Below are 17,052 nucleotides of genomic sequence, written 5' to 3'. Positions count from 1 at the left end.
ATTCGGGCTGTCGAAAAGCACCCAAGGTGCCCCAGGTCACTCGCTGCTGGTGACCAGTGTTCCCCTGGCCACGGCCTGCTCGGCGATGCCGTCCAGAGTCAGGCTCAGCGCCGCCCCCTCGGGCAGGTCCAGGGTCCCGTCCAGTGCGTACACGGTGAAGCGGTACTCGTGCACGTCTCCCTCCTCGGGGCACGGCGCCCCGTAGGCGGAGTCCCCGAAGGTGTTCTGGCCCAGCTTCGCGTTGCCCGGAACGGTGTTCTGGCGCAGCTCGACCAGCTGCGGGTCCAGGTCGTAGACCATCCAGAACACGACGGCGGCACCCGGGTCGTCCATCACCAGCGCGATCGAACCCACGTCGTCGGGCAGTCCCGACCAGCTCAGCGGCGGCGAGACCGGTTCGCCGTCGGCCTCGCACGTGTACGCGCTCGGGAGCGGCTGGGCCTCCTGCATCATCGGGCTGGTCACGTTGATGTCGGTGGGCATCTCGGCGCGCAGCTCCGAGGACATCCCGCAGCCGGTCGACGCCACCAGGGCGGCACCCGCCACGAGCGCTCCCACGCGGGCTCCGGGGGACGTTCGGGGTACGCCGTGCGCGGCGGTGGTCCGGAGGGAAGACAAGACCGGGGACAATGGGGCTCCTGCTGCACTTTCGGGCCAAAAGGCGAGACTCGCTGTACACCGGACACGACACCGGAGGGTCCGGGACGGTCACGGTGGAATCGCGTTCACCGGCTGCCGCGGCGGGCACCGGAACACGCTCCTGAGCGAACCTTACTGTGATCGGCCGCGACCACGGGATTCCGGAGCGCCGCCGGATCCGCGTCGCGCGGCCTCCGCCCGCGCCGGTGCCGCTGGTGCCGCTGGTGCCGCGCACGATATCGGCGGGCTTTCTCCCCGCGGATCGGAGATCATGGGTCGGTGCGGTTCTCTATTCTGGGCCCCCTCCAGGTGCACGACGCCTCGGGGCACCCCATCACCATCGGCGGCGCCCGCCTGCGCGCCCTCCTGACCCTGCTGCTGCTCCGCCCCGGCCAGCAGGTGGCCACCGAACAGCTCACCGACGCCATCTGGGGGGAGGACGTCCCCGCCGCCGCTGGCAACGCCCTCCAGGCCCTGGCCTCCCGCTTGCGCCGGGCCCTGGGGGAGGGGGCCCGCCTGCACGGTGACGCCTCCGGGTACCGGCTGGAGGTCGACCCCGGCCAGGTGGACCTGCACGAGTTCGAGCACCTGGCCGGGCACGGACGGGAACGGCTCCTGGCCGGCCGCCCCGAGCAGGCCGAACGCGCGCTGTCGGCCGCGCTCGATCTGTGGCGCGGCCCCGCCCTGCCCGACCTCACCGCCCGGGGCGTGGCCGAGCACGTCGCCCTGCGCCTGTCCGAGGCCCACCGCACCGCGCGCGAGGACCACCTGAGCGCACGCCTGGACCTCGGCCGCTTCGTCGCGGCACTGCCCGAGGCGGAGTCGCTGGCCGCCGGGGAACCGCACCGTGAACGCCCCGCCGAACTGCTGATGCGCGCCCTGGCCGGCAGCGGGCGCACCGCCGACGCCCTCGCCGCCTACGAGGGTTTCCGGGACCGGCTCGCCGAGGAACTGGGCCTGGACCCCTCCGAACACCTTCAGCAGGTCCACCTGAGCCTGCTCCGGGGTGAGTTCTCCGCCGGTGGACCCGCCACCGAGCCGCCCCCGCCGGCGGTCGTTCGCCTGCCCCGGCCGCTGACCAGCTTCGTGCCCCGAGAGGCCGAGGTACGCGCGGCCGTCACCCGGTTGTCCGGCTCCCGGCTGGTCACCCTCACCGGCCCCGGAGGCGCGGGTAAGACCCGCCTGGCCGTGGAGGCCGCCGCCACCCTGGTCGAGCACGCCCCCGAACTCGCCTCCGGCGGGGTCTGGTTCGTCGGGCTCGCCCCCGTGCGCCAGGGGACGGATCTGCCCGACGCCCTGGCGGCCGCCCTGGAACTGCGCGGACAGGCCATGATCCAGACGCGCACCGCCATGGCCCCGCAGACTCCGCTGGACCGGGTCCTCTCCTTCCTGAGCGAGCGCTCCGCACTGGTCGTGCTGGACAACTGCGAACACGTGGTGGACGACGCCGCCCGCCTGGTCGAGGTGCTCATGTCGCGCTGCCCGGACCTGCGCGTACTCGTCACGTCCCGCGAACCCCTGGGGGTCGGGGGCGAGAGCCTCCTGCCGGTGCCCTCGCTTTCCCCGCCGCCGAAGACCGCCGGGGTGGAGGAGGCCCGCTCCTACCCCGCCGTGACCCTGTTCACCGAACGCGCGGAGTCCGCGCTCCCCGGTTTCACCGTCGGACCCGACAACGTGGCCCACGTCGTCCGGATCGTCCGTGAACTGGACGGCATGCCGCTCGCGCTGGAACTTGCCGCGGCCCGGCTCCGCGTGATGTCGCCCGCCCAGCTCGCCGACCGCCTCTCCGACCGGTTCCGCCTGCTCACCGCGGGAAGCCGGTCAGCCCTGCCCCGGCACCGGACACTGCGCGCGGTGGTGGACTGGAGCTGGGAACTCCTCGGCGAACCCGAACGCCGCCTGCTGCGACGCCTGGCGGCCTTCCCCGGCGGGGCCACCCTGGAAGCGGTCGAACAGGTCGGCTCCGACCCGGGCGGCCCGCACGGGGTCGTCGCGGGCCACGATGTCTGGACGGTCCTGTTCGCCCTCGTGGACAAGTCGCTGGTGGTCGCGGAGACCCCCGACCGCGACGACGTCCCTCCCCGCTACCGGCAACTGGAGACGATCCGTGCCTACGCGGCCGAGCGCCTGACCGACAGCGGTGAGGAGGAGCGGGTCCGGGACGCGCAGGCCCGCTACGCGCGCGACCTGTGGCGGCGGGCCGACCCCGAACTGCGCGGCCCCGGGCAGCGGGCGTGGCTGGCCCGGCTCGGCGCGGAGGCCGACAACTGCGTGGCGGCCTTCCACTGGGCGGTGGAGCGGCGGGACACCGCCCTGGCCCTGGACCTGGTGGAGTGCTCCCAGTGGTACTGGACCCTCGACGAGCGCTGGGAACAGGTCAGCCGATGGGCGCGCCAGGTCGTGGAACTGGTGGGGGACACGCCCCCGCCCGGACACGAGACGGCCTACGCCAGCTGTCTGTTCCACATGTCGGGGGAGATGGGGGCGGGCCGCGCCGTGGTCATGGAACGGCTCGACCGGGTGGACAAGATCCTGGCCGATTCGGGACAGCGCGCCGAGGAGCACCCCGTGCTCGTCCTCAGCCTCGTCTACCGGGCGATGACGGACGGCCGTCCGAGCAGCCGGGCCCGCACGCGTCTGGAGGAGAGTGTCGGACGCCAGGACGATCCCTGGACCCGGGCGATCACGTACCTGATGCTCGCCCTGCTGGACGCGGTCTTCGGGGAGGCCGAGCGCGCCCTGGAACGGGCCACGGCCGCGCTCGGCCAGATGCGCGAACTCGGGGAGGTGTGGGGGCAGAGCAACGCCCTCGTCCAGCTGGTGGACGTTACCCGCTTCACCGACCTCGAACGCTGCCACCGCCTGCTCACCGAGGGGATAGAGCTGGCCGGGGACAGCGGCCTGGACGGGACGTTGGCCATGTTCCACACCCGCCGGGCCCAGATCCTCACCGACATGGGCGAGGTGGAGGAAGCCGAGCAGGACCTCAAACAGGTCGCGGGGAGTTCGGTCGAAGAGACCCACCTGGTGTCGCTCCGGCTCACCCAGATCATGTGGCTGCGCGCCGCGGGCCGCAGGGACGAGGCGCGCCGGCTGATGGACGAGACCGAGCCCGCCGTGGCCGCTCTGGGCGGGTTCGCCCCGGCCTACATCGAACCCAGCTGGCGGATCCAGTCGGCCTACCTGGCCTGGGAGGAGGGTGATCCCGACCGGGCGTGGAAGGACGCGGGCCGGGCCTGGTGGCTGTCCCGGTACGGACTGGGCAGTGTCAGTTCCGATGTCCTGGACGCCTTCGCGGTTCTGACCGCGGAGGAGGACCCGGAGCGGGCCGCGCTCATGCTCGGCTACGCCGCCCGGCTGCGCGGGGTCGCCGACACCACCACCCCCAAGGTGCGGCGGGTCCGTGAACAGCTGCGGGAGCGTTTGGGAGAGGAGGGCTTCACCCGGCTCACGGGCGAGGGGGAGGGCACCGAGCGGGAGGCGGCCCGCAGCCGGGTGGCGGAGTGGCTCGCCCCGATCGTGCCGGACGATGTCGACCTCGGCGACTGGGCGTACTGAGCACGCCGGTGTGTCGGCGTGCCCAGCACACCCCTCGCACACGGGGGTCTACCGCGGCCTCAGGTGCGGCGGCGGTAGGCCCACACGGCCAGCGGGAAGAAGATCGCCGTGATCACGACGGTCCACACCAGCGTCCAGGCGACCGGCCCGGCGACGTCACCGCCGAGCATCAGTCCGCGCATGGCGTCCACCACGTGGGTGACGGGGTTGTTGGCCGCGATCGGCGCCAGCCAGCCCGGCATGTCGTCGGGCGAGACGAAGGTCGAGCTGCCGAAGGTCAGCGGGAACAGCAGGATCATCGCGAAGGACTGCACGGCCATCGGCGTGCGCACGATCATGCCCACGAAGGCCGACATCCAGCACAGCGCGAACGCGAAGAGCAGCACCAGCGCGCTGGCCAGCAGCACACCGACGGCACCGCCCTCGGGGCGGAATCCGATCGCCAGGCCCACCACCATCACCATCACCACGGTGATCGCGTACCGGACCAGGTCGCCCAGGATGGCGCCGATCAGCGGAGCCGACCGCGCGATGGGCAGGGAGCGGAAGCGGTCGAAGATCCCCTTCTCCACGTCCTGGCTCAGGCTGAAGCCCGTGCCCATCGTGGCGAAAATGACCGACTGCGCGATGATCCCCGGCATGAGGAAGTCGCGGTAGGTCTGCCAGTCGCCCATCATCGCCTGTCCGAAGACGAAGACGAACAGGGTCACGAACATGACCGGCTGCAGCATCAGCCCGAAGACCTCTTCGGGGTTGGCCTTGATCTTCAGGACGCTGCGCCAGGTGAGCTGAAGCCCGTGCTGGACCGTGGCCAGCGGGGTGATGTTGGCCGGAGCCACCGTCACACCCTGCTGAAGCGTCCGGGGCCGGGTCGACACGGCACTCATGCGGGGGTCCCTTCGTTCGCGGGCCGGCCCGCGGTCTCGTCTTCGGCGGTGTGGCCGGTCAGGGCGAGGAAGACCTCGTCCAGGCTCGGCTTGCGCAGGGAGAGCTCGGCCACGGCCACGCCCTGCTCGTCCAGGCGGCGCACGGTCTCGGGTAGCACGTTCACGTCGGTGACCGCGACGCTGACGAGCAGACCGTCCGCGGTGGCGGGGGTACTGGTCACGGCCTCCACGATCCGGGTGGCCAGCGGCAGCTGGCCGGGATCGACGGTGCGCAGCTGCAGCACCTGGTTGCCCGCGTGGTTCTTCAGCTCCTCGGGCGTGCCCCGGCTGATCACCTTGCCGTGGTCCAGCACGAGGAGGTCGTCGGCGAGCTGGTCGGCCTCCTCCAGGTACTGGGTGGTGAGCAGCACGGTCACCCCGTCGCCCACCAGGTCGCGCACCACCTCCCACAGGCCGTTGCGGCTGTGCGGGTCCAGACCGGTGGTCGGCTCGTCCAGGTACAGCAGCGCGGGGCGGCCCACCAGGCTCGCCCCCAGGTCCAGGCGGCGGCGCATCCCGCCGGAGTAGGTCTTGGCGGGGCGGTCGGCGGCGTCGGACAGCCCGAAGCGCTCCAGCAGCTCCTTGGCCCTGGCCCGGGCGTCGGCACGGCCGAACCCGAGCAGGCGGGCGATGAGCACCAGGTTCTGGGCACCGGTCAGCTCGGCGTCGACCGCCGCGTACTGGCCGGTCAGCCCGATCTGGCGGCGGACCTCGTGCGGCTGGCTGACCACGTCGAAGCCGCCCACGGTGGCGTGCCCGCCGTCCGGTCTGAGCAGTGTGGACAGAATGCGGACGGTCGTGGTCTTCCCGGACCCGTTGGGCCCCAGAACGCCTAGCACGGCGCCCGTCCTGGCCGTCAGGTCCACTCCGTCCAGGGCGGTCTTGCCCTTGAAGTGCTTGACCAGACCCTCCGCGCGGATGGCGTCAGTCATCAGTCCTCCGTTATCAGCGTCTGTTCACAAGTGTGCCGACCTGCACTGACAAAACGCTGACAGCCCGGGTCGCCCCGCCCTGACACCATCGGTGTCCAACGCTGGCAGGACACCAACCCCTAGACTCTTGCCTGTGATGAACACCCCGCCGCACGACGCCATTCCTCCCTCGGAGGAGCCCTCCGAACCGCCCGCGTCGACCGAGGTCGCGCGATTGCGGCCACCGTTGCGGAGGGTGAGCGGACGGGCGATCGGGGTGTGGACCCTGCGGCTGATCTTCGGGTCGCTGTTCAACCTGGTCCTGCTGAGCCTGGTCGCCTGGGCGGTCAGTTCGGCCCCCTGGGGCTGGATCCCCGGGTGGGCCTCGGAGAACGCCCGGGTGTTGCCGGTGGCCTACTTCGTGTACGCGCTGGCCAAGATCGCGATCGTGCCGTCCTGGCGCTACCGGGTTCACCGCTGGGAGGTCAGCGACGACGTCATCTACACCCGGGTGGGCTGGATCAGCCGCGCCTGGCAGCTGGTCCCGGTCAACCGGTTGCAGACCGTGGACCACACCCAGGGGTGGCTGGAGCGGGTCTTCGACGTGGCCACGCTGAAGGTCCAGACCGCCTCCTTCGCCGGTTCCTCGACCATCGAGGGGCTGGACTCCGACGAGGCGCGCAGACTCAGCGAAGAGCTGGCCCTGCGCGCCGGGACCCTGCGGGACGACGCGACCTGATGGACCGATACCACGGACAGCCCGAACCCGACCCGGACCCCTACGGCTCCGACCCGGATCCCTACGGCTCCGACCCGGACCCCGTCGGCCCCGCCCCCGCCGATCCCGCCGATCCCGCCGGACCCGCCGAGCCCGAACCGGGCGGAGCGGGTGCGGGAGCCGGTGGTTGGGTTGCGCCGGGCAGTACCTCCTCCACCGCCGCGGCGCCCGAGCCCGGGCCGGGGGCCGCACCCGCTCCGGGGGCCGCGCCGTGGTCCCCACCCGGGGCGGGGACCGTGCCAGGCGCCACGCATGGGGATCCGCCCGGCGGCCATGCGTACCCCGGGCACCCTCACCCGGAGCATGCCGGGCCACCCGCTGCCCAGGGCCCGACTTTCACCGAAGGCCCGCACGCCTACGGTGGGCAGCCCCGTTCCTGGTGGGGTGAGACCCCGGGTGAGCCCGTGCCCGGCTTCGGCGCCGAGAGCGCCCGGCAGCTCAGCCCGCGCAGCATGGTCGTCGGGCCGATCAACCAGCTCAAGAGCCTCCTGCTGCCCGTCCTCGCCGGTCTGGTGATCGGCGGGTTCAACCCGTGGCTGCTGACGGCCACCGGGATGGGCGTCATCGCTCTGCTGGTCGGCGGGCTGGTCACCTGGAAGACGTTCCGCTACGAGGTGGGCGAGGACCGGATCGAGATCCGCAAGGGCCTGATCCGGCGTTCGCGCCGCACGATCCCGCTGGAACGGGTACGGGGAGTGGACGTCACCAGCACCCTGCTGCACCGGATGCTGGGCGTGGCGGTGGTGCGGATCGAGGCGGCCGCGGGTTCGGTCGGCGACACCGAGGACGGCAAGCTCGACGCCGTCTCCACGCAGGAGGCGGAGCGGCTGCGCCGGGTCCTGCTGCACCGCAAGGCCGTGCTCACGGAGAAGGAGGCGGGGGAGGCGGAGGCCACCCCTGAGGCACCGGGAGGGGAAGGCGAGAACGGTGTCCCGGCCGCCGCGCACACGCCCCTGGACGCAGACGTCGCCGACGACACCGTCACCCACTTCACGATGCCCCGGTCCTGGTACCTGTACGGGGCGCTCAGCCTGGGGTACCTGCTGACCCCGTTCGTGGTCCTGGCCACCCTGTTCGGCATGGTCCAGCAGTCGGCCGGGCAGTTGGCCACCGACTACTTCGTCGACTGGGTGACCAGCACGGACCGCGCCTTCCTGATGGTGTTCGGGACGGCGGCCGTCGGGGTGCTGGTGCTGTTGATGCCGGTCTTCGCGGTGGCCTCCTACGCGCTCACCCACTGGGGTTTCTCCCTGAAGGAGCGGGACGGCTCCCTGGTCGCTGAGCGGGGCCTGTTCACCCGGCGCAGCGTCACCCTGGAGAAGCGGCGGATCCGCGGGTACGAGCTGCTGGACAGCCCTCTCGAACGTACGCGCGGGGCGGTGGGGCTGCGCGCCATCGTCACTGGGCTGGGAGACGCGGCCACGCGGGCGGTCCTGCTGCCGGTCGGCCCGCGCTCGCGGGTGGAACCGGTGCTGGACCGGGCTCTGGCGCTGTTCCGCGCGCCCCTGACCCGGCATCCCCGGGCGGCGCTGTACCGCCGTCTGACCCGGGCGGTGCTGCCCTTCGCGGTGGTGGCGGCCGCTGCGGCGGCTCTGGACATCACCTGGCTTGTGGTGACCGCCGCAGTGCTGGCCCTGCTGGGCGTACCGCTGGGCATCGACCGCTACCGCTCGCTGGGCCACGGTTACGACGGCGAACACGTGAGCGTACGTTCGGGATCGCTGTCCCGTTCGCAGGCCACGGTGGAGCGGTCGGCGGTGATCGGGTGGACCTGGACCCAGACCCTCTTCCAGCGCCGCTCCCGCCTGGCCGACCTCCAGGTCACCGTGGGCGCGGGCACGGGCGGCTACACCGCCCAGGACGCCGCCCTGGACGAGTCCGTGGCCTTCGCCGCGCGGATCACCCCGGAGATGGTGCGCCCCTTCCTGGCCCAGCCGGAGGACGAGCCGCGCCCGAGCGGACAGCGGGCGAGCAGTCGTGGCCCGAGCACTCGGGACCCGGGTGGCCAGGGAGAGAACGGACCAGGCCACCGGGAGTGAGCACGAAGGGGAGGGCGGTCACCGCGCGGTGACCGCCCTCCCCTTCGTACTCTCACGTCTGCTCGTTCGTTCTCTCAGGGCTGTTCAGTCGTTCTTCTTGGAACCGAACATGATCTCGTCCCAGGACGGCACCGAGGCGCGGCGTCCGCGGCCCTTGCGTTTGGCCGCTCCGCCGCCGGGCGAGCCGTTGGCCGCGGCCGGAACGGCCGGGGCCGTGGGCGGGGCCTGCTCCGCGGCGCGGCGCGGTGTTCCCTTGTCGTTGAGGTCGATGGTGGCCCGGCGGCGGCGCGGACGCTGCTGCTGGGTCTCCTCGGCGGCCGGGGCCTCCTCGGTCTCGGCCTCGGGCTCGGGGCCCGGGGCGGGTCGGGCATCCAGCCAGTCCGGCGCCGCGGGCCGCTGCCGGGGCTCGGGGCGCCTGGGTTCGGAGGGCTCAGAGGCCTCGTGCGCGACGGGACCGGGCTCCTCGAAGAACTGCCTGCGGGGTTCGGTCTCGTACCGCTCGGGTTCGGGCTGGCGGGGCTCGTGTCCGCGGGGCTCGGGGCGCGCGGGCGGTGCCTCGACCGGGTCGGCGAAGCGCTGGTGGGCAGCCGGCTCGGACCGGGCCGCGGCGGGCCGCGGGGTCTGCGGCAGCGGCGCCGCGGGCGGGGCCTCACCACGGCGCTCGGCGAATCGCTCGCTGGGCCGGTCCAGAGGCCGGCGGGGTGCGGGCTCAGGCTCCGGCGGGGCCTGGCGCTGGCGCTCCTCCCGCAGTGGCACCCCGAACTGGTCGGTCTCGGGTCGGCGCGCGACCGGACGCAGCGGTTCGTCCAACGGCGTGTCCTGCGCGGGCGACAGGCGGCGCGGGGCGACGTGGTCCGGGCGTCGCTCAGCGGCGGACTGGGCGTCCAGGCGGGGCAGGTCGGCGGTGGCCTCGTTGCGGCGCGGGGTGAAGGGTGTGACGTTCGTGCTGGGAGCGGGTGCCGCGTCCAGGGGTTCGTTGGAGGAGAACCGGGCGGCCTCCTCGTCAGCGGGCGTGACGCTGTTGTGTCTGGGCTCGTACAGCCAGTGGGCGACACGCTCGTCGCCGCCGTGCAGGAAGACCAGCTTCAGCTGCCAGGAGCGGTCCTCCCGCTTCCACGAGTCCCAGGCGGCGTCGCCGGTCTCCAGCTGGTGGGCGCCGATCCTCTTGGTGACCAGGTCGCCCAGGGAGGGGCCCGGCGAGGCGTCGTTCGGTGAACGCACGGTGGCTCGCTGGGCCTGCTGCGCGATGTACTCGCGCTCCTGGAGGACGGGTCCCTCGAACCAGCGCACCCGTTCGATGGGTATCCCGGAGATCTCGGAGATGGCCTCCGCGGTCTCGCCGGACCGGATGCGGGCCTGGATTTCCTTGGGGCGCAACGGATTCTCCACTTCGATCTCGTACTGGCCGAGCCGGGAGAACTGGCCGCGTACTGCGGCACGGAGGCGGTCGTCGACGGGCAGCATGAAACGGGTGCCACGGCCGGTGCTGGCGAGCACCAGGTAGGTGCCGTCCTCACTCACGGCCACGAGGCGAAGCTCGTGCATCGCCCTCCCTTTCGCGTCCCGTCGAGGGTTGGTCTGGCGGACCGTCCCCCGCGTTCTCCAAGTCTGGTCGGCCGACAACTGTTCGGCCAGTACCGCGCCCGGCATGTCCGAACTGTGCCCGCCTCCCGGCCCGTGGTGGGCACCACGGTGGGAGCTGCCCCGGGGTTCCGGGGCCCTCACGGTCGCTTCCGCTGCCAATCTTGACACGCTGAACCTTCCGCGACCGGGAGCGATCGTGGGGGAATGTCGCCGATCCCGCGCGAAGGCTCCGCGGTGATGGTATCCCGGGGACCTCGAATCACCCCAGGTCTGGGAAAAACTCCGATCTCGGACCAGGTCCAAACTTGACGTCTCCTGCCGTTCGCAACTCGACACGCCGATGGATGCCACACAGTGATCCTTCTTATTTCATGGCGTTATCAGTGACCAGTTCCCCTTATGGTGAAGTTTCCACTTATGGGCTTTATGTGGAGTTAGGGGCTTGCGGGAGCATCTGCCCCATCACACGCCCATCCCACGACCATGAGCCGCACCTCCCCCGTGCGCGGCCGACACCAAGGGGGGACCGCACCATGCCAAGACCCGACCACGGGGACGAGTTCGAGGAGGAAGGGGCGGGCGCGCAGGAGGACAAGGGCAAGAAGAAGCGCATCGACCTGAGCGTGGCGCAGGTCGCCGGGGCCGGTGTCGCGACGCTGACCGCCGCCACCGCGGCCTCCTACCTCAACGTCTACGGCACCGTCATCGGTACCGGCGTCATGGCGGTGCTCAGCACCTCTGCGGCCCCCGTGATCCAGCACTGGCTCACCCGCAGCGGCGAGCAGGCCAAGGAACTGGCGGAGAAGAAGACCGCCAAGCAGAACGGCGTGCGGGCCCTGGTCGACACCGAGGCCGAAGCCGCTGCGGAGGAGGCCGCACGGGACGCGGCCGAGGCCGGAACCGGCCCCACGGGTTTCGACACCGGAGCCACCCGGGTCGCGGACCCCGACGCCCCCAACCCCTTCGGTTTCCCCGCCGACCCCGACGCCACCAGGACGATGGCCATGCCCGTGGTGGGGCTGGACCTGCCGGGGCAGACCGTCGCTCACGGCTTCGGCAACCCCAAAGACCCCACGCAGGCGGGCGGACCGCCGTTCGCCGACGCCACCGAACTCCTGCCCCAGGTCGGCGACCCCGGCGACCCCGGCGATACGCGGTACCCGGACGGCTCGGCCGAGGACGCGGACGGCGCGATCGGCGATGAACGCCCCAAGCGCGGTTGGAAGACGGTCGTCATCTCGGCCGCGGTGGTGTTCACCCTGGTCATGCTGGTGATCCTGGCTTTCGAGCTGCTCACCGGGCGCTCGTTGACCGCCTGGACGCAGGGCCAGGACGAGCCCACCTCTCCTTCGCTGTTCGGCGGCCAGTCCTCGCAGGCGCAGGACGGGGAAGAGGCTCCGCAGACCACCGAGGGGGATCAGCCGGAGACGGGGAGCGGGACCGGAACCCAGCCACAGGGGACCGACGCTCCCGTGGAGTCCGAGCCCATCGCGCCCCCGGGCGAGCCTCAGCCCGAGGCGCCCGGCGGCGGTGCGACCGACCCCGCGGAGCCGCCAGCGGGCGGCGGGGAACCGGCGGAGCCGGGCGGCGGGGAGGCGCCCGACCCCGGGACGGAGCACCCTCCCGAGGGTGACGCTCCCGCCGAACCCGCCCCGGTGGCCCCCAACGGCTAGCCCCGGCGCACACGGTCTCCGGTACACGCGAACCGTCCCCCGGCCCTCGACGAGACGAGGGCCGGGGGACGTTGCGTCAGGGGTGACCCGTTAACCGAACACCTTGTCCAGGTAGGCGTTGCCGAAGCGGCGGTGCGGGTCCACCCGGTCGCGAACCGCCAGAGCGTCGTTCAGGCGCGGGTACACGCCCTCCAGGTACGCGCGGTCGCGGGTGTGCAGCTTGCCCCAGTGCGGCCGTCCGCCCACCGAGGTGAAGACCGCCTCCAGGTCTGCGAAGTAGGCCTCATAGGGCGTTCCCTTGTACATGTGCACCGCGACGTAGGCGGTCTCGCGCTCGTAGGCGGTGGACAGCCACACGTCGTCGGCCGGGGCGAAGCGCACCTCCACCGGGAAGCTCACCCGGTGGTCGCCGCGGTCCACGATCGACCGGGCCTCGCGCAGCACGTCCGCCGCGTGCTCGGCCGGGATCGCGTACTCCATCTCCACGAAACGCACGTCGCGCACGGACGCGAACACCTTGTGCGATACGTCGGTGTAGGTTCGCGCGGACAGCGCGCGGGAACTGATCTGGTTGACCTTCGGCACCACCGAGGGGAAGCGTCGGCATACCCGGTTGATCCGGTCGAAGAGGGTGTTCGACAGGAAGTCGTCGTCCAGCCAGCTCTTGAAGGCCGACAGCGGAGCGGCTGGCCCCTGCGTGATGTTGTTGCGCTTGGTGTTGGTGTTCCCGGTGTGCGGGAACCAGAAGAACTCGAAGTGGTCGTTCTTCGCGCGCAGCTCGGGCAGGCGCTCCAACACCTCGTCCAGGGGCATGGGCTCCTCCTGGGCGTGCAGCAGGAATGCCGGGCGGACCGCGAAGGTCAGCGCCGTCACCACGCCGAAGGCGCCCAGACCCACCCGGGCGGCGTGGAACAGGTCCGGGTCGCGCTCCGCCGAGCACTCGACCACGGAGCCGTCGGCCAGTACCAGCTCCAGTCCCACGACCTGACTGGCCAGTCCGCCCGCGTCGCGTCCGGTGCCGTGGGTGCCGGTCTGCACCGCGCCGGAGACGGTCTGCACGGCGATGTCGCCCATGTTGGCCAGGGCCACGCCGTGCGCGGCCAGGGCGTCGTTGAAGTCGCACAGGGGCAGCCCGGCCTCGACCGTGGCGGTGCCCGCCACCGGGTCGATCGACCGCACACCCGTCAGGGAGGTGGGGGCCAGGAGCAGGCCGTCGGTGATGGCCACGTCGGTGAAGGAGTGCCCGGAGCCGACCATGCGCACGCACAGGTCGTCGGCGTCCGCCGACCTGACCGCGGCGGCGACCTCCTCGGTGTTGTTGGGGGTAGCCGTTCGGCGTGGGCGGGCCTGGTGGGTGCCGGCCCAGGTGTGCCACAACACATCAGTCATGCGGTGACATTACCCATCAGTCACTTATGTGACCAGACCGGGAGTGTCCCTGGTCACGGAAGGTACGAAAGTCCCAACACTCAGGGCGGGGGCGGATCGAGGAGGTCCCCGGGAGCTGGTTTCATGAGGTGCATGAGGCCTTACGACGCGTTTTTGCTGATCTCCTTCGGTGGCCCGGAGGGCGAGGACGAGGTCATCCCGTTCCTGGAGAACGTCACCCGCGGGCGCAACATCCCCCGCGAGCGGTTGGCGGAGGTCGGTGAGCACTACTTCCTCTTCGGTGGAGTGAGCCCGATCAACCAGCAGTGCCGGGACCTGCTCGCCGCCATCACCACCGACTTCGACGCCAACGGCATCGACCTGCCGATCTACTGGGGCAACCGGTTCTGGGAACCGATGCTCACCGACACCCTCGCGCAGATGAAGAAGGACGGCATCCGCCGTGTGCTGGCGCTGCCGACCTCCGCGTACTGCAACTGGTCCAGCCGGACCGCCTACCACGAGGACATCGAGCGAGCCCTCGCCGGCCTGGGCGAGGACGCGCCCGAGGTCGACCTGATCCGCCCCTTCTACGATCACCCCGGGTTCATCGAACCCCTCGTGGAGTACACCCAGGCGTCCCTGGACAAGCTCCCCGCCGACCAGCGGGAGGGCGTGCGCCTGCTGTTCTCCGCGCACTCCATCCCCAGCGCCATGGCCGAGGCCAGCGGTCCTCCGGGGCACGGCTTCGGCCCGGAGGGCGCCTACGGGGCCCAGCTCGCCGAGGCGGCCCGTCTGGTGGTCGAGCGCCTGGACCGCGCCTACCCCTACGAGCTCGTCTACCAGAGCCGCAGCGGCCCGCCCAGCCAGCCCTGGTTGGAGCCCGACGTCAACGACCGGATGGAGGAGCTCGCCGAGGAGGGCGTGCCCGCCGTGGTGGTCATCCCGCACGGGTTCGTCTCCGACCACATGGAGGTCAAGTTCGACCTCGACGTGGAGGCCCGCGACACCGCCAAGAAGCTGGGCATCGGCTACGAGCGCGCGCTCAGCCCCGGCACGCACCCCGCGTTCGTGTCCATGGTGACCGAGCTGGTCCGCGAGTACACCGGCCGCGGAGAAGAGCACAAGCTCGCCTCCCTGCCGCCCTGCGCCGGAGGAAGCGGTCAGTGCTGCAAGCAGCGCTGACCCGGTGGAGCGCAAACGGCCGCGATTGGCCTAGCGCCTGTTCCGAGCGCTCTCCTGACGCTCGGTGAACCCGCCCGCGTCCGGGACGGCGCCCTCGCCGCTGTCCCGGACGCGCTCTCCGGGAGAGGCTGAGTCAACAATGTTGACGCCCTTGACGTGGGGAAACGTGAAAAGGGGTGGTGACCGGGTTCACTGTCCCGGATAAGGTCGTCCCAGACCACAAGTCGACGGTTTCTGGAGATTCCCCTTGGTTCGTTCCTGGTATGAACTGCCGGAGTACGTTCGCCTGCGCCGCGTGAACGGGCTGCGCCTGTCCCCGGACGGCACCCGCCTCGTCGCGCCCGTGAGCGACATCGCCCCCGACGCCAAGTCCTTCCGCAGCGCCCTGTGGGAGATCGACACGGCTCCCGAGTCCGAGGGCGGGCGCGCCCCCCGGCGCCTGACCCGCTCCACCAAGGGCGAGTCGGGCGCGGAGTTCCTCCCCGACGGCTCGGTACTCTTCAGCACCGGCCGAGCCGACCCCGAGGCCAAGGGGGAGGACAAGCCCAAGTCCGCCCTGTGGCTGTTGCCCGCCGACGGCGGCGAGGCCCGCCAGGTCGCTTCCCGGCCCGGCGGCGTGGGCGCCTTCACGGTCGCCCGCGACTCCGGACTGGTGGCCTTCACCGGAAGGGTCCTGCCCGGGTCCGAGGACGACGAGGCCGACACCGAGGCCCGCAAGGCCCGCGAGGAGGCCGGGGTCACCGCGATCCTGCACGAGGCCCTGCCCGTGCGCTCCTGGGACAGCGACGTCGGCCCGGACCACCCCCGCGTCTTCACAGCCACCCCGCCCGAGGACGAGGACGCCCGCCTCGGCGAGCCCCGCGACCTCACCCCCGACGCCGGCCTGTCCCTGCTGGGCGCCTCCCCGGCGCTCACTCCGGACGGCTCCACCCTGCTGACCAGCTGGTCCGTGCCCACCTCCGGCGGCTCCCGCCGCGATGAGGTCGTCGCCATCGACGTCGCCACCGGCGAGCGCCGCACCATCGCGGGCGGTCCGGACGCCGGCTTCGAGTTCGGCTCGCCCGTGCCCTCCCCGGACGGCACCAGGGTCCTGGTCCACGCCAACGACGAGGGCAGCTACGACGGCGAGCCCCGCAACGCCACGCTGTGGATCACCGACCTGGCCACCGGCGAGGGCCGCGACCTGCTGCCCGACCACGAGCTCTGGCCCCAGGGCTACGCGTGGTCGGCGGACTCCAGCACGGTCTTCCTGGTCGCCGACGAGAACGGCCGCCGCCCGGTCTTCCGCCTGGACGTGGCCACCGGCGCGCTCACCCGCATCACCGGCGACCACGGCGCCTACAGCGCGCTGAACCCGTCCCCGGACGGGCGCTACGTCTACGCGCTGCGCGACGCCTGGGACGCTCCGCCCGCCCCGGTCCGGCTGGACGCCGACGCCGTCGACGGCCAGCCCGTCCACCTGCGCACTCCCGGCTCCGAGCTGACCATGCCGGGCACGCTCACCGAGATCGAGACCACCGCGGACGACGGCACCCGGATCCGGTCGTGGCTGGTACTGCCCGAGGAGGCCTCGGCGGACTCGCCCGCACCGCTCATGCTCTGGGTCCACGGCGGTCCGTACATGAGCTTCAACGGCTGGTCCTGGCGCTGGAACCCGTGGCTGCTGGCCGCCCGGGGCTACGCGGTGCTGCTGCCGGATCCCGCGCTGTCCACCGGCTACGGCCAGGACATGCTCCGCCGGGCCTGGGGCCAGTGGGGCCCGCGCACGCACGCCGACGTCATGGCGATCACCGACGCCGCCGAGGCCCGCGAGGACATCGACGCCGAGCGCACCGCCATGATGGGCGGCTCCTTCGGCGGCTACATGGCCAACTGGATCGCCGGGCACACCGACCGGTTCAAGGCGATCGTCTCGCACGCCTCCCTGTGGCAGCTGGACGGGTTCAGCGGCACCACCGACTACCCGCCGGTGTGGGAGAACGAGTTCGGCACCCCGCTGGCCCAGCCTGAGCGCTACCAGCTCAACTCGCCGCACCTGCACGCTGACAAGATCCGCACCCCGATGCTGGTCATCCACGGTGACAAGGACTACCGGGTGCCGATCGGCGAGGGCCTGCACCTGTGGCGCGACCTCCTCCTGCACGGGGTCGACGCGAAGTTCCTGTACTTCCCGGACGAGAACCACTGGATCCTGAGCCCGGGCAACGCCCAGATCTGGTACCAGACGATCTTCGCCTTCCTGGACCACCACGTCCACGGAAAGGAGTGGACCAAGCCCGAGCTGCTCTAGCTTTCGCGGCTCGCGGGAGCGCACACCCGAGAGGGTCCCGGCGGGGGCGGGGTCCAACGGTGGTCGCAACACCCCGGCCCCGGGGGGTTGCGACCACCGTG

Annotated in this window: 11 protein-coding genes; 6 read left to right on the top strand and 5 right to left on the bottom strand. The window is 71.9% G+C overall.

Annotated features, from left to right (window positions below; all coding sequences use genetic code 11):
• Positions 1–36: 36 nt before the first annotated feature.
• Positions 37–630 carry a YbhB/YbcL family Raf kinase inhibitor-like protein gene (locus HNR07_RS11305; protein ID WP_184364862.1) on the bottom strand — a complete coding sequence of 198 codons (594 nt, stop codon included), beginning with the start codon at positions 628–630 and terminating at the stop codon, positions 37–39.
• 288 nt (positions 631–918) lie between these two features.
• Between HNR07_RS11305 and HNR07_RS11300 the strand changes: the two genes are divergently transcribed.
• Positions 919–4,197, top strand: coding sequence for a BTAD domain-containing putative transcriptional regulator (locus HNR07_RS11300; RefSeq protein ID WP_184364860.1), 3,279 nt, complete (start codon positions 919–921; stop codon positions 4,195–4,197).
• Positions 4,198–4,256: 59 nt separating this feature from the next.
• On the opposite strand, the gene HNR07_RS11295 is transcribed toward HNR07_RS11300, so the two are convergent.
• Entirely contained in the window at positions 4,257–5,084 is an 828-nt protein-coding gene (locus HNR07_RS11295; protein ID WP_184364858.1) for an ABC transporter permease, read from the bottom strand.
• Complete coding sequence (locus HNR07_RS11290) at positions 5,081–6,055, bottom strand: ATP-binding cassette domain-containing protein (RefSeq protein WP_184364856.1); 975 nt, start codon at positions 6,053–6,055, stop codon at positions 5,081–5,083. Before HNR07_RS11290 ends, HNR07_RS11295 begins: the two co-directional genes overlap by 4 nt.
• A gap of 136 nt (positions 6,056–6,191) precedes the next feature.
• Between HNR07_RS11290 and HNR07_RS11285 the strand changes: the two genes are divergently transcribed.
• Positions 6,192–6,773 carry a PH domain-containing protein gene (locus HNR07_RS11285; protein WP_184371898.1) on the top strand — a complete coding sequence of 194 codons (582 nt, stop codon included), beginning with the start codon at positions 6,192–6,194 and terminating at the stop codon, positions 6,771–6,773.
• Positions 6,773–8,851, top strand: coding sequence for a PH domain-containing protein (locus HNR07_RS11280; protein ID WP_246420263.1), 2,079 nt, complete (start codon positions 6,773–6,775; stop codon positions 8,849–8,851). Before HNR07_RS11285 ends, HNR07_RS11280 begins: the two co-directional genes overlap by 1 nt.
• Before the next feature lie 84 nt (positions 8,852–8,935).
• On the opposite strand, the gene sepH is transcribed toward HNR07_RS11280, so the two are convergent.
• Positions 8,936–10,396 carry a septation protein SepH gene (gene sepH, locus HNR07_RS11275; RefSeq protein ID WP_184364854.1) on the bottom strand — a complete coding sequence of 487 codons (1,461 nt, stop codon included), beginning with the start codon at positions 10,394–10,396 and terminating at the stop codon, positions 8,936–8,938.
• Positions 10,397–10,968: 572 nt separating this feature from the next.
• Here sepH and HNR07_RS11270 point away from each other — a divergent pair.
• Positions 10,969–12,108 carry a hypothetical protein gene (locus HNR07_RS11270; RefSeq protein WP_184364852.1) on the top strand — a complete coding sequence of 380 codons (1,140 nt, stop codon included), beginning with the start codon at positions 10,969–10,971 and terminating at the stop codon, positions 12,106–12,108.
• A 90-nt stretch (positions 12,109–12,198) separates the two neighbouring features.
• Here the strand turns inward: HNR07_RS11270 and HNR07_RS11265 are convergent, their stop codons facing one another.
• Positions 12,199–13,497: a D-arabinono-1,4-lactone oxidase gene (locus HNR07_RS11265; RefSeq protein ID WP_184364850.1), complete on the bottom strand. Its 1,299-nt coding sequence runs from the start codon at positions 13,495–13,497 to the stop codon at positions 12,199–12,201.
• Between the two features lie 132 nt (positions 13,498–13,629).
• Here HNR07_RS11265 and HNR07_RS11260 point away from each other — a divergent pair, with 132 nt between their 5' ends.
• The gene (locus tag HNR07_RS11260) at positions 13,630–14,661 is read left to right on the top strand and encodes a ferrochelatase (protein ID WP_184364848.1); all 1,032 of its coding nucleotides are present in this window, start codon (positions 13,630–13,632) and stop codon (positions 14,659–14,661) included.
• Positions 14,662–14,908: 247 nt separating this feature from the next.
• On the top strand, positions 14,909–16,951 hold the full coding sequence (locus HNR07_RS11255; RefSeq protein WP_184364846.1) for a S9 family peptidase: 2,043 nt from the start codon (positions 14,909–14,911) through the stop codon (positions 16,949–16,951).
• Positions 16,952–17,052 lie beyond the last annotated feature (101 nt).

The organism is Nocardiopsis metallicus, from assembly GCF_014201115.1.
Taxonomy (GTDB): domain Bacteria; phylum Actinomycetota; class Actinomycetes; order Streptosporangiales; family Streptosporangiaceae; genus Nocardiopsis; species Nocardiopsis metallicus.
The sequence above is the reverse complement of the archived record's forward strand: the minus strand, read 5'-3'. Positions and strand labels throughout refer to the sequence as shown.